At 61.1% G+C, this 14,008-nt stretch carries 10 protein-coding genes; 5 read left to right on the top strand and 5 right to left on the bottom strand.

The genetic code is table 11. From position 1 onward, the window contains the following. Positions 1–136 precede the first annotated feature (136 nt). A complete protein-coding gene (locus RBB39_RS17515; RefSeq protein ID WP_045995085.1) occupies positions 137–1,012 on the top strand; it encodes a 23S rRNA (adenine(2030)-N(6))-methyltransferase RlmJ in 876 nt (291 codons plus the stop codon). Positions 1,013–1,050: 38 nt separating this feature from the next. Here the strand turns inward: RBB39_RS17515 and RBB39_RS17520 are convergent, their stop codons facing one another. From RBB39_RS17520 to rpmH, 5 genes are all read right to left on the bottom strand, one after another. Continuing rightward, positions 1,051–1,623, bottom strand: a complete 573-nt coding sequence (locus tag RBB39_RS17520; RefSeq protein WP_124804526.1) for a YceI family protein — start codon at positions 1,621–1,623, stop codon at positions 1,051–1,053. Between the two features lie 261 nt (positions 1,624–1,884). Beyond that, a complete protein-coding gene (gene mnmE / locus RBB39_RS17525; RefSeq protein ID WP_045995086.1) occupies positions 1,885–3,255 on the bottom strand; it encodes a tRNA uridine-5-carboxymethylaminomethyl(34) synthesis GTPase MnmE in 1,371 nt (456 codons plus the stop codon). Between the two features lie 153 nt (positions 3,256–3,408). After that, a complete protein-coding gene (gene yidC / locus RBB39_RS17530; protein ID WP_045995087.1) occupies positions 3,409–5,088 on the bottom strand; it encodes a membrane protein insertase YidC in 1,680 nt (559 codons plus the stop codon). A 199-nt stretch (positions 5,089–5,287) separates the two neighbouring features. Beyond that, positions 5,288–5,737, bottom strand: coding sequence for a ribonuclease P protein component (gene rnpA / locus RBB39_RS17535; RefSeq protein ID WP_083970680.1), 450 nt, complete (start codon positions 5,735–5,737; stop codon positions 5,288–5,290). A gap of 13 nt (positions 5,738–5,750) precedes the next feature. After that, the gene (gene rpmH, locus RBB39_RS17540) at positions 5,751–5,885 is read right to left on the bottom strand and encodes a 50S ribosomal protein L34 (protein WP_008959105.1); all 135 of its coding nucleotides are present in this window, start codon (positions 5,883–5,885) and stop codon (positions 5,751–5,753) included. A 601-nt stretch (positions 5,886–6,486) separates the two neighbouring features. Between rpmH and dnaA the strand changes: the two genes are divergently transcribed. The 4 genes from dnaA to gyrB are packed head-to-tail and all read left to right on the top strand — an operon-like array spanning position 6,487 to position 12,702. Beyond that, positions 6,487–7,962: a chromosomal replication initiator protein DnaA gene (dnaA, locus tag RBB39_RS17545; RefSeq protein ID WP_045995088.1), complete on the top strand. Its 1,476-nt coding sequence runs from the start codon at positions 6,487–6,489 to the stop codon at positions 7,960–7,962. A 60-nt stretch (positions 7,963–8,022) separates the two neighbouring features. After that, positions 8,023–9,126, top strand: a complete 1,104-nt coding sequence (gene dnaN, locus RBB39_RS17550; protein WP_045995089.1) for a DNA polymerase III subunit beta — start codon at positions 8,023–8,025, stop codon at positions 9,124–9,126. Positions 9,127–9,154: 28 nt separating this feature from the next. After that, positions 9,155–10,285 carry a DNA replication/repair protein RecF gene (gene recF / locus RBB39_RS17555; RefSeq protein ID WP_045995090.1) on the top strand — a complete coding sequence of 377 codons (1,131 nt, stop codon included), beginning with the start codon at positions 9,155–9,157 and terminating at the stop codon, positions 10,283–10,285. Then, positions 10,282–12,702, top strand: coding sequence for a DNA topoisomerase (ATP-hydrolyzing) subunit B (gyrB, locus tag RBB39_RS17560; RefSeq protein ID WP_045995091.1), 2,421 nt, complete (start codon positions 10,282–10,284; stop codon positions 12,700–12,702). The genes recF and gyrB overlap by 4 nt, the downstream gene beginning before the upstream one ends. The last annotated feature ends 1,306 nt before the right edge of the window (positions 12,703–14,008 follow it).

Consider the following 14,008-nt stretch of genomic DNA (forward strand, 5'->3'; position numbering starts at 1 on the left):
GTACAGCGTACCTACTCGGACAAAGCCCAATGTCTGTCATGAGTCCATACGTCTGCACGCAGACCCCTACTTGCTGTTATCGTAAAGCCATCGACTCGGCGAACGTTTTTCGCCCCACGACCAGGTCCTACCATCCATGCTTTCCTATCAGCACGTCTATCATGCCGGCAATTTCGCCGACGTTCATAAACACTTATGGCTTTACGCCACGATCGATCATCTATTACGTAAAAATAGCGCTATTACGTTTATAGACACTCACGCCGGGCGAGGAAGCTATCCGTTGGCGGCTGAAGAAACCGCGCGGCTCAAGGAGTACCAGACGGGCGTCAAGCGCTTGTGGGACAGCCGCACCGAGACGGGCAAGGCGGGGGCGCAGACCCCACTGCTGACGACCTGGCTTGAGGCGATCGACTCCGTTCAGCCGCGGCCACAGCAATTGACCCACTACCCGGGCTCGCCCTGGTGGCTGGGTCATCGGCTGCGTGATCAGGACCGATTGACCCTGTTCGAGTTGCACCCGGGTGAGCACGGTCACCTGGCCCGGCAGTCACTGGCAGGTGAAGGGCAGCAGGCGAATATTCGACGCGTGCATGGCGACGGCCTGGCCGGGCTCAGGTCACTGCTCCCGGTAAAGACACCGCGGCTGTGCGTGCTGGTCGACCCGAGTTTCGAGCGCAAGTCGGAGTACCAGGAGGTCGCCGAGACCATGATTCATGCCCTCGGCAAGGTCCGCCACGCGGTGCTGCTGTTGTGGTATCCACTGCTGCCCGCCGGGCGCCACCAGGAGCTGTTGGACAGGCTGAGAGCCAGCGGCGTGCGCAAACTATGGCGCAGCGAGGTGATCCTGCACCCCCCGGGTGGGGCGAGTCACGGCATGTACGGCAGCGGGATGCTGGTGGCCAACCCGCCCTGGGGTGTCAGCGACAGCATGCAGGCCGCCATCGCTGACTGGTTGCCGCTGCTCGGTGACGCAGCGCGCCACGAGCAGCGCTGGTGGGTCGAAGAGTAGCGCCTGGTCGTCGGTGATCTGGCCAGACGTCAATCGGGTCATGGTGCCTCGAACATCAAGCGAAAGCCCACCGGTGAGGTTCGGTCGATGGATGAGAGGCCGGCGATTTCCTGCAAGGCGGCGATGCCGTCCTCGAAGCCCAGCGATTCTGCGCTTAGCCATACCGGCTGATCCGATACCACCAGCCAGCGTGTGTCGGCGAGTCTTGCCACCAGTACCTGGGCCTCCTGCTCGGTCGACGCCGAGCCGAGACTGATATCGACCGGGATACTGGTCGCCAGGGTCTCGCCTACGCCAAGTGAATCGAAGCTGGAGGTATCGACCTGGGCCGAGATCGCGAAGCTGGCCGCGGCCAGCAGGTGCTCGAGCATCCGTTCGTCACGGATATCGATGCCCGTGTCCAGCGATTCTGTGGCCACCTCGATGGTGACCTTGCCGCTATCGTCGATACCGCCGGACAGACCGTCCAGGTGGTGGGTCTCACCTATGCTCTGGTTTTTCACCGAGCCGAACCACAGGCGTGAATCGTCACCGGACAGCTGCCAGTCCGCCAGGGCGGAAAGCGAGACGCTGCCTAGCGCCATTGCGACAACCAGGGGAAGAGCTTTCATGGGGACTCCTGTGGGCAAGGGGGCACTGCCCACAGTGTAGCGGGTATGACAGATGCCCTGGACGAACCCTCGGTCCGGCCGGCCGGGGGGCGGATGCCTGGCACCAGTGATGGCGGACGCCTCAGGCGCCCCATGTCGGCGCCAGGCGTGGCTTCGCCATCTCTGAAGGGGTGGCGAGGCGATCGCTGGCGCATGAACGTGGGTAAGTGCTCGCTATTGGTGGAGCGTCTGCTTTAAAGGCTTTTGTGCATTTTCAGGCATTCACTTGCCGATACAGAAGCTGCCGAAGATCTCACCCAACAGATCGTCGGCGCTGAACTCGCCGGTGATCTCCCCCAGCGCCTGCTGGGCATCACGCAGGTCCTCGGCCAGCAGCTCGCCCGCGCCATAGCCTTCGAGTTGTGCATGGCCGTTGTCGAGGGCCGCGCGAGCGCGGTCAAGGGCGTCCAGGTGACGACGCCGAGCCGAGAAGCGGCCTTCGGTGGTGGACTGAAAGCCCATGATCTCCTTGAGGTGAGACTTGAGGTTATCCACACCCTGACGTGATCTGGCGGAGAGCCGCAGCGTAGGAGGTGTTGTGGATAAATCGAGTCCCGGTGCTTCACCGCTCTGGTCCACCTTGTTGCGCACCAGGGTCAAGCGTGAGGCGTCCGGCAGGCGCTCGACGAATTCCGGCCAGATGGCCATGGGGTCGGTGGCCTCGGTGGTGGTGGCGTCCACCAGCAGCAGGACCCGGTCGGCCTTCTCGATTTCGCTCCAGGCGCGGGCCACGCCGATCTTTTCCACCGCGTCGGGGGTATCGCGCAGGCCGGCGGTGTCGATGATGTGCAGCGGCATGCCGTCCAGATGGATATGTTCTCGCAACACGTCCCGGGTGGTGCCCTCGATATCGGTGACGATGGCCGTGTCCTGTTCGGTCAGCGCATTGAGCAGGCTCGACTTGCCGGCATTGGGCCGTCCGGCGATGACCACGCTCATGCCCTCGCGCATCAGTGCGCCCTGGCCGGCACTGCGACGCACCTCGGCGAGCTCCGTCATGAGCGCGCCAAGCTTGGCCGCGACATGGCCATCGGCGAGGAAGTCGATCTCCTCCTCGGGGAAGTCGATGGCCGCCTCGACGTACATGCGCAGCTCGATCAGGCCCTGGACCAGCGACTGCACGCGGGTGGAGAACTCGCCCTGCAAGGAGCGCAAGGCATTTTCGGCGGCGCCACGGGAGCTGGCGTCGATCAGGTCGGCGATGGCCTCGGCCTGGGCCAGGTCGAGCTTGTCATTGAGAAAGGCGCGCTCGGAGAACTCGCCCGGGCGGGCCAGTCGCGCCCCCAGCGCCACACAGCGCTCGAGCAGCATGTCCATGATCACCGGGCCGCCGTGACCCTGAAGTTCCAGCACGTCTTCGCCGGTGAAGGAGTGTGGCCCTTCGAAAAACAGCGCGATGCCTTCATCGATTACCCCGTTATCGCCCCTGAACGGTCCGTAGAAGGCCTGGCGCGCGTCCGGTACCTGGCCCAGCATGGCGCTGGCAATCGCGCCACAGGCAGGCCCCGAGACGCGTATGATGCCGACGCCGCCCCGACCCGGCGGCGTGGCGAGGGCGCAGATGCTGTCCTGGGTGTAGAGAGGCGTGGTCATGGTCAGACTCCTTGATGATCGGGCGTATTGTCAGGCGCAGCGCCTGGCTTTGCCAGTCCGGCTGGTGTGGCCAACGGCTGTTGCCAGAGGTGCGGGCCCTGAAACGCCAGACCCCCGCCGAAGCGGGGGTCTGGAAGCGTCATGCATGAGGACTTACTTGGTGTTCATGCCCTTGCCGACGCTGGGGTCTTCCTCGATCTTGCGGGTGATCACGTACTGCTGAATGATCGAGATGCAGTTGTTGCACACCCAGTAGATGACCAGACCGGCCGGGAACCACAGGAAGAAGAAGGTGAAGACGATCGGCAGCATCTTCATGATCTTCGCCTGCATCGGGTCCGGAGGCGTCGGGTTGAGCATCTGCTGAACGAACATGGAGGCGCCCATCAGGATCGGCAGGACGAAGTAGGGGTCCTTCACCGACAGGTCCTGGATCCACAGCATGAAGGGCGCGTGACGCAGTTCCACGGACTCCAGCAGCATCCAGTACAGCGCGATGAATACCGGCATCTGTATCAGGATCGGCAGACAGCCGCCCAGCGGATTGATCTTTTCCTTCTGGTAGAACTTCATCATCTCCTGGGACATCTTCTGGCGGTCGTCGCCGAAGCGTTCCTTGAGACGCTGCATTTCCGGGCCCAGCTTGCGCATGCGTGCCATGGACTTGTAGGCCTTGGCAGACAGCGGCCACAGTGCAGCCTTGACCATGATGGTCAGGATGACGATGGACCAGCCCCAGTTGCCGATCAGATCGTGGATGTGATCGAGCAGCCAGAACAGCGGATTGGCGATGAACCACAGCCAGCCGAAGTCGACGGTCAGCTCCAGGTTCGGTGCCACGGCCTCAAGCCGCTCCTGCACCTTGGGGCCCATGTAGAGGGTGGCACCCAGGGTGGCGTCGGCTCCCGGCGCCAGGGTCTGGGCCTGGCCGGCGAAGGCGGCAACGTTGCGGTCCTGACTGTCGGTGGCGGCGTAGAACAGGTTGTCCTGCTGCTGCGGCGGTACCCAGGCGGAGGTGAAGTAGTGCTGGATGATCGCGACCCAGCCGCCCTCGACCTCGCGGTTCTGGAAGTTGCCTGCCTGGATGTCCTCGAAGTCGATCTTCTCGTAGCGGTTCTCCGGTGAGGAGTACGCCGCGCCGAGGAAGGAGCGCATGCCCATCTTGGGGCCAGTGGACGGATCCGGGTTGTTGTCGCGGGCCAGTTGGCCGATGAAGCGTGCGCTGACCGGCTCCTCGCCAGCGTTGGCAAGCAGGTAGCTGACGTCGACTGCGTAGTCGTCACGACTGAAGGTGAAACGCTTGACGATGTCGACGCCATTGACGGTGGCGGTCATATCTACCTGCAGGCTGTCCTGGCCGTCGGCCAGGCGGTACTCGGTCTTCTCGGGCGAGAAGGCGATACGACCGCTGTTGCCGTCAAGCTGCAGTCCAGAGCGAGCGACGTAGCTCAGAGTGCTGTTATTGGACAGCAGCACGTAGGGCCGATCCCCATCCTGGCTCATCAGATGCTGGGGGAGGGCGGCGTAGACGATGTCGCCACCCTGGGGGTCGATACGCACGTCGAGGACGTCGGTGATGACCGCAATGAGATCTCGACTGTTGGCAGCGGGCTCGCTGCTGCCGGGCAGCTCGCTGCCGACATCATTGGCCGAGCTGGGTGCCGCCAGGCCTTCCGACGTGGAGGCGTCGGCACCGTTTGAGGTCGCGTTGCTGGTGATCGCCGGAGCATCCGGGGTGCTGGGCGGCTGACCGTAGTCCTGGTTCCACTGCACCATGATCAGGTAGGCGAGCACCGCCAGGGGGATCAGCAGGAGTAGTCGTTTTACGTCCATGAAGGGTCTGCCCGAAGGGAAGTGAACATGCCGATGGCGCCACGCGAGACGCCTACATGAGATACACGAAAGCCTGCCGGAGGCAGGCCAGTATTCGTACGGAAACGTTCCGCGTCGCGAGAGGTGATGTCAAGGGGCCGGAAGAGGGACTCGTTCATGCTCGGACGAAGTGTGTTCGGCATTGAAGAGCCTCTTGCTGCTAGTTACGGCTTTGCTTCGGCTGTGACCGAGTGTCACCCCGGGTGTCACTCGCGTGGCGAGGTGTCGTCGATGTCCGCGAGGGACGAGTCGACTTCTCGGCCTCGCGCTCGAGACGACGCCACATGCCGAACAGCTGGCGCAGCACGGTGTCGTTGTCGACCTCGTTGACGCCACGCCTGGCCAGCAAGACGATATCCACGGCGGGAAGTCGATGCTGTGCATGCCGAACGGACTCACGAGCCAGTCGTTTCAGTCGATTGCGATCGACGGCCCGGCGTACGTTCTTCTTGCTGAAGACCAGGCCCAGGCGAGGGTGTCCCAAGTCATTGGGAATCGCCAACGCCATCAGGCCCTTGCCGTGAACCTTGTAGACCGCCCCATCGAACACCTGGCGGTAGTCCCCGGCAGTCAGCAAGCGGCATTGCCGGGGAAAGGTCAGACAGGCCACGAAGGACCTGCGCTTAGGCGCTCAGGCGCTTGCGGCCCTTGGCACGGCGACGTGCCAGAACGGCGCGGCCGTTTTTGGTGGCCATGCGAGCACGGAAGCCGTGCGCGCGCTTGCGCTTGAGAACGCTCGGTTGAAATGTGCGCTTCATAACTCGTTAATCCCACAGTGGTTTTTTGGAACGGATAGACATCCAGAGGCTCCCGGAATCCGCTCGGGCCCCCGGGGGTATTCGGCTCAAGACCGGATATTTTAGTGATTTCAAGCCCTGGGTGCAATCTTTTCGCGGGCCAGAAAGCAGGTTTCAGGGTGTTCGCCCCTGCCAGTCCGGACCAGACGGCTGGGGATAACTCTTGCTCGAGCCGAACCGGCGGGTGAACAAGCCACCTAGGACCGGCCTCGCGACATGACCCACTGCCTACATAACAATAAAGAGAAGTTCTTGACTGATGTTGTTATTACTACTGGGGATAGTATTTGTGGATAAGCGTGTTCTCGTATGAAATTTCAACATGTTGCGTTGCATATAAAAGTGTGGAGAAAACGTTGAGACCGCGGGGAGGAGCGGTGTGGTTCCGGTGGATCAATGATGAGATTGTCCACAGGGGCTAGTTCGCCAGCAAGTTGTTCAAGCACAACTCCGAATGGCGTACAAGGGTTTTCCACAGCTAGGTTTCGGTGCCGTTCTCGTGTGGATAACTCGTGGTGACAAGGCTACAATGTGCGGTCGTTCTTCAACCAAGGTAGCTCGCGTGTCGCTCGCTCTCTGGCAACAGTGTCTACAAACCCTTCAGGATGAACTGAGCTCGCAGCAGTTCAACACCTGGATTCGCCCTCTGCAGGCGGAAGAAGGGGAGTCCAATCAGCTCAGGCTGCTGGCACCCAACCGCTTTGTGCGCGATTGGGTCAGTGACAAGTACGCCAAGCGTATCAGTGAACTGATGCGGGAGTTGGCGCCGGCCAAGCCGCCCAAGGTGATGCTGACGGTGGGCAGTCGTCGCGCTGCGCCGGCCCCACCCCAGACTCGCGAACTCGGCGATCCTGTCTCCGCCGCTCCGGCCCGCTCGGCGGCCGTGCACACCAGCTCCCGCGGCGATGTGGGGGATGAGCGCGAGGTCGACCGCCTGCGCGACGAAGGCGGTGAGGCGCCGGTCACGCGTCCACCTGGCGGTGAACGTCAGGTCCAGGTCGAGGGCAGTCTCAAGCACTCCAGTGGCCTGAATCCCAACTTCACCTTCGAGACGTTTGTCGAGGGCAAGTCCAACCAGCTTGCCAGGGCGGCATCCCGCCAGGTGTCGGAGAACCCAGGGGGAGCCTACAACCCGCTGTTTCTGTATGGTGGCGTCGGCCTCGGTAAGACCCACCTGATGCATGCGGTGGGCAATGCCCTGGCGGGGCGTCGCGAGAACGCTCGGGTGGTGTATCTTCACTCGGAGCGCTTCGTCGCCGATATGGTCAAGGCCCTTCAGCTCAACGCCATCAATGACTTCAAGCGCTTCTATCGCAGCGTCGACGCGCTGTTGATCGATGACATCCAGTTCTTCGCCGGCAAGGAGCGCTCCCAGGAGGAGTTCTTCCATACCTTCAATGCCTTGCTTGAGGGTGGCCAGCAGATGATCCTGACCTCGGATCGCTACCCGAAGGAAATCAGCGGCGTCGAGGAGCGCCTCAAGTCCCGTTTTGGCTGGGGGCTGACGGTGGCGATAGAGCCGCCTGAGCTCGAGACTCGGGTGGCGATCCTGATGAAGAAGGCCGACCAGGCCAAGGTGGATCTACCCCATGATGCGGCTTTCTTCATTGCCCAGAAGATTCGCTCCAACGTGCGTGAACTGGAAGGGGCGCTGAAGAAGGTCATCGCCGATTCCCACTTCATGGGCAAGTCGATCACCCAGGACTTCATCCGCGAATCGCTCAAGGATCTGCTCGCTCTGCAGGACAAGCAGGTAGGCGTGGACAACATCCAGCGTACCGTGGCGGAGTACTACAAGATCAAGCTGGCGGACCTGCTGTCCAAGCGGCGTTCACGCTCCGTGGCGCGCCCGCGACAGGTCGCCATGGCCCTGGCCAAGGAACTGACCAATCACAGTCTTCCGGAAATCGGCGACGCCTTCGGCGGCCGAGACCACACCACCGTGCTACATGCCTGTCGCAAGGTGCAGGCGCTGCAGGAAGAAAGCGCCGATATTCGTGAAGACTACAAGAATCTGTTGCGGCTTTTGACCAGTTAACGTCTCTACGTCATCAACCGCGTGACCGTCTCACTCTCCCGGACAAGAAGTGGAGCCGACATGAAATTTTCCATCTCCCGCGAAGCGCTGCTGCGCCCGCTGACGCTGGTGGCCGGTGTGGTCGAGCGCCGTCAGACGTTACCGGTGCTCTCCAACGTGCTGATCCAGGTCGAACAGGACGAGGTCGCCTTGACCGGCACCGACCTGGAAGTCGAACTGGTCGGCCGCACCGTGGCCAGCCAGGTGGATGAGCCTGGCGCCATCACGGTGCCCGCGCGCAAGCTGATGGACATCTGCAAGTCCTTGCCAGACCAGTCCGAGCTGGAGCTGTCCATCGAGGACGGGCGGGCTGTGCTGCGCAGTGGCCGTTCACGCTTTACCCTGTCCACGCTTCCGGTCGCCGAGTTTCCGAATATTGAAGATGGTCAGAGCAGTGTCGAACTGGCGTTGCCGCGGGGGACCCTCAAGCAGCTGATCGACGCCACCTCGTTCGCCATGGCGCAGCAGGACGTTCGCTACTATCTGAATGGTCTGCTGCTGGAGTTCGCCCCGAACCTGGTCCGCACCGTGGCTACCGACGGCCACCGCCTGGCGGTCAGCTCTCGCCCCGTGGAGATCAACATTGAGTCGGCCCAGAAGCTGATCGTTCCGCGCAAGGGTGTACTCGAACTGGTGCGACTGCTCGACGATTCTGAAGAGCCTGTCAGCCTGACCCTGGGCTCTACCCATATCCGTGCTCACACCGGGGACTTCACCTTCACCTCCAAGCTGGTGGACGGCAAGTTCCCGGACTACGAGCGGGTCGTGCCCAAGGGCGGCGACAAGGTCTTCATCGCCGAACGTTCGGAGTTGCGTCAGGTGCTGTCGCGTACCGCCATCCTCTCCAACGAGAAGTACCGTGGGGTGCGGCTGAATCTGGAAGAGGGCAACCTGAGGGTGATGGCCAACAACCCGGAGCAGGAAGAGGCCGAGGAAAACATCGCCATCGAATACAGCGGGCCGGCCATGGAGATCGGCTTCAACGTCGGCTATCTGATCGACGTGCTCAACGCCGTGGGTGAGGATCGCGTGCAGATGACGCTGGGCGATCCCAACAGCAGTGCGCTGATGGAAGAACCCGGTGGCGGCGATGCCCTCTATGTCGTGATGCCGATGCGCCTGTGACGGTATTCGTTGCCAGCAAGGCCTTTCCATGGCGCTAGACCGCTTGATGTTTCAAGGCCTGCGAAACTTGCAGGCCTTTGATATTTCACCATCTTCCGGGATCAACCTGATCACTGGAAGCAACGGCAGCGGCAAGACCAGCCTGCTCGAAGGTATCCACCTGCTGGGCATGGGGCGGTCCTTTCGGGCGCGTCGGCTGTCCCAGGTGCTCCACCACGATGCTGACGCCCTTGTCCTGCATGGCCGCCTTGCCGGTGATCCCCCTGTATCGATCGGCTTGCGCCGCCTGCGTCAGGAGCGCGAATTGACGCTGCGCATTGGCGGTGAACGACTCGACAGGGTGTCTCGTCTGGTGGAGACCCTGCCCCTGCAGTTGATCAACCCCGACGCCTTCCGCCTGCTGGAGGGATCTCCCGCCGGCAGGAGGGAGTTCCTGGATTGGGGAGTGTTTCACGTGAAACATGACTTTCTGCAGGCCTGGCAGCGTTTCCGTCGCGCCCTGAAACATCGGAATGCCCTGCTCAGGCATGGTAGAATGGAGCCTCAATCCCTGTCAGTGTGGGAGCATGAGCTGGCGCTTTCGGGCGAGCGCATGGACATCCTGCGCAGGGAATGGATCGATACCTTTATTCCGGTATTCGAGGAAACGCTGGAAGGGCTGATTTCACTGCCATCGCTGACGCTGCGCTATAGCCGTGGCTGGGATCGACAGCGAGATCTGGCCGAGGTGCTCGAGCAGGGACGCGACACCGATCGTCAGATGGGATTTACCCAGCAGGGGCCCCAGCGAGCGGATCTGGCGATTCGACTCGGCAAACGACCAGCGGTCGAAGTGCTTTCACGAGGACAACAGAAACTCGTCGTGAGCGCACTGAAGCTTGCCCAGGGACGGTTACTCGAGAAGATGACAGGCAGGACCTGTCTCTACTTGATCGACGATCTGCCCGCCGAACTGGACCAGAACCACCGAAGGATCTTTTGCCAGTGGCTGGAGCGGATGCGCTGCCAGGCCTTCATCACCAGCGTGGATCACGAGGTACTGGCCGACCTGTGGCAACCCGATACGCCGATGGCAATGTTTCACGTGAAACAAGACGCTGACGGCTTCGGCCAGCTGCAGGCCATAGACAGACAGACTTCACGACGGAGTGGTCAATGAGCGAACATGCTTACGACTCATCGAGCATCAAGGTACTGAAAGGCCTGGATGCCGTACGCAAGCGGCCCGGGATGTACATCGGCGATACCGATGATGGTACCGGCCTGCATCACATGGTGTTCGAGCTGGTGGACAACTCCATCGACGAAGCGCTGGCCGGCCACTGTAGCGAGATCAGGGTGATCATCCATCCGGATGAGTCGATCACCGTCAGTGACAATGGCCGTGGCATTCCGACCGATATTCATGAAGAGGAAGGCGTATCGGCGGCCGAAGTGATCATGACGGTGTTGCACGCGGGCGGTAAGTTCGATGACAACTCCTACAAGGTATCTGGCGGCCTGCACGGCGTCGGTGTCTCGGTGGTCAATGCGCTGTCTGAAGAGCTCAAGCTGACCATCTGGCGTGCCGGCAAGGTCCACGAGCAGATCTATCGTCACGGTGTCCCCGAGTCGCCGCTGGCTGTGGTGGGGCAGACCGAGCAGACCGGTTCGCGGGTGCACTTCCGTCCGTCTCCCGAGACCTTCGCCAATATCGAGTTTCACTACGATATTCTGGCCAAGCGTCTGCGTGAGCTGTCGTTTCTGAATTCTGGTGTGGCTATCCGCCTGCTGGACGAGCGTAGCGGCAAGGAAGAGCTGTTTCACTATGAAGGTGGCCTGAAGGCCTTCGTCGACCACCTCAACACCAACAAGACCGTTCTCAACCCCGTCTTCCACTTCAATGTGGAGCGGGAAGATGGCGTGGCGGTCGAGGTGGCGATGCAGTGGAACGATACCTTCGCCGAGAACATCTTCTGCTACACCAACAACATCCCTCAGCGGGATGGCGGTACCCACCTGGCCGGTTTCCGCGCTTCACTGACTCGTACGCTCAATCATTATATTGAAGCGGAAGGGTTGCTGAAGAAGACCAAGGTGAACACCTCCGGTGACGACGCCCGTGAGGGCCTGACCGCGATCATCTCGGTCAAGGTGCCGGACCCGAAGTTTTCCTCCCAGACCAAGGACAAGCTGGTCTCTTCCGAGGTAAAAACTGCGGTAGAACAGGAGCTTGGGCGGTCTTTCTCGGAGTATCTGGTAGAGAAGCCCAACGAAGCCAAGGCCATCGTCAACAAGATGCTGGACGCTGCCAGGGCCCGCGAGGCGGCGCGCAAGGCGCGCGATATGACCCGCCGCAAGGGCGCCCTGGACATCGCAGGGCTGCCCGGCAAACTGGCCGACTGTCAGGAAAAGGACCCCGGTCTGTCCGAACTCTACCTGGTCGAGGGTGACTCGGCCGGGGGTAGTGCCAAGCAGGGGCGTGATCGGCGTACCCAGGCTATCCTGCCGCTCAAGGGCAAGATACTCAACGTCGAGAAGGCACGCTTCGACAAGATGCTGTCGTCTGCGGAAGTCGGGACGCTCATCACTGCCCTGGGCTGTGGCATTGGCCGTGAGGAGTTCAATCCGGACAAGCTGCGCTATCACTCGATCATCATAATGACCGATGCGGACGTGGACGGTTCGCATATTCGGACCCTGCTGCTGACGTTCTTCTTCCGTCAGATGGCGGAGTTGATCGAACGCGGGCATGTGTTTATCGCCCAGCCGCCGCTGTACAAGATCAAGCGTGGCAAGCAGGAGCTCTACCTCAAGGACGAGCAGGCGATGATCGACTACCTGACCACCACCGCCCTGGACGGGGCGCGGTTGTGCGTCAGTGAAGATGCGCCTGGAATCAGCGGGGCTCAGCTCGAGACTCTGGTGAACCAGTACCGTGATGTGATGAAGCGCATCGATCGTCTGTCGCGGGTCTATCCCAGCGAGGTGCTGCGCAAGATCGTCCATGCGGCACATCTTGACGGCGAAAACAGCCTCCGTGATCGCGGCACCATGCAGAACTGGATCGAGTTCCTGCAGAAGGAAATGGACGATCTGGTGGCCTACGAGGGTGGACCGCGTTACACCTTCTCGTTGCAGGAAGACAATGAACGCGGGTTCTTCCTGCCGGCGGTAACCTTGATTGCCCATGGCGTGACCACCGACTACGTCTGGGGCCTGGACTTCTTCACCAGCGCCGACTATCGCGCCATCGCTGGCCTCGGTGAGACACTGGATGGGCTGCTGGAAGAGAGCGCCTATATCGCCCGTGGTGAGCGCAAGAAGCCGGTCAAGACCTTCTATGAGGCGCTGGATTGGCTGATGAACGAGGCACAGCGTGGTCTGTCGATCCAGCGCTACAAGGGCCTGGGCGAGATGAACCCGGAGCAGTTGTGGGAAACCACCATGGATCCCAATACGCGGCGTATGCTGCGGGTTTCCATCGAAGATGCCGTTGCCGCCGACATGATGTTCAACACCCTGATGGGTGATGAAGTCGAACCGCGTCGTGACTTTATCGAGCGCAACGCTCTGGTGGCCAATCTGGACATCTAGTGCAGCAGGAAGTCCCAGGCCCATGGCCTCGATGTTTCACGTGAAACATCACGCGACAAAACCCCGATCTTCAGGATCGGGGTTTTTTCTTTTTTAGTATCAGTAGTTTGCCAGCGGCCGGATGGTTGGATGGCTGGGTGGCTGGTTTCTTGAAAGGCCCGCTATGAGAGGGCGGGGTGCACCAGGCTTCTATTGCCATCCGGCGAGGGTGTATCGCGAATGAGCAGATACACATCTGACCGCACGCCATGGGCTGTGGTCGTCCGATTCTGCTGGCGAACGCGGTGAGTGGGTGGTGAGTGGGCGCGGTGTGTCGGCAATGGAAGTCAGTGGACGTAGCTGGATGTCAGTAGAGGAAAGACGAAGGCGCGGTGTCACCATGGCGATCGTATGGTGGGCAGGAGCTTGAGGACATCGCGGCGCTGCCTGCACGTTTCACGTGAAACATCTGGCGATATAAGGTCAGCTGCTCAAGCCAGGACTCACGCCTCTTTGATATCAAATGTCTGGTCGATATCAGCATTCGTGCCGAGTACGGGGAGTACCCGAGCTTCAGGCAGATACTCGGAGGAAGGTATCTGGCTTGCGTGCTGACATGTGAAGTGGTCGAAAAGGCGGCGTATCGATACTCCTGGCGTCATCTCAAAGAAGGGGATGGAAGGAGGGAATCAGAAAGGGAGGAATGGAGGTGTTGTTGGAAGGAGCTGTTGGTACGGGGGGGGAAGGGATGGTGGGAAGGGGGAGCAGACGAGAGCGTACGGCAAGCCATAATCGAGCTGCGTCCGTGGCCTCGCTCCTCCGCAACGTTTCACGTGAAACATCACGGCATCAGGCCTGAGATTCCAAGGCTGGGACCGTGTCTGGCTATCCGCATCTTGCGATCCGCGTCTTGCCATCTGTGTCTTGCTGCCTGGATCTTGTTACCTGCGTCTTGTTATCCACGTCAGGTGTTCCGCCTCCTGCTATTTGGACTCGAGGAGTCTCACGCTTCAGACTGGATGCCTTGGTTGTCGCGGTATATGGAACGTGCGGGAACCTGTCCGGGGGGCTCTGTGATACTGAAGGGGGCTCTATACATTGCACTCGTAGTCATCACGAAAAGGCCGATAATTGAGCACCATGAGACCTCCCCCGGCGGGTAAGTCGCAAGAGTTTTCCCGCGCGCTAAGCTATTGTTTGGACGTTGATATACGAAGAATGCGAGCCGCCATGTTTCACGTGAAACATGGGGCTCGGCAGTTGCAGATAGACGAAGGGAGATCCACGTCAGCGCCCAGGCTTGGAGGCTCGCCGAGGGGTGGCGAGG

Origin of the sequence: Halomonas sp. MMSF_3323 (genome assembly GCF_030733595.1) — a bacterium.
Lineage (GTDB): Bacteria > Pseudomonadota > Gammaproteobacteria > Pseudomonadales > Halomonadaceae > Halomonas > Halomonas litopenaei.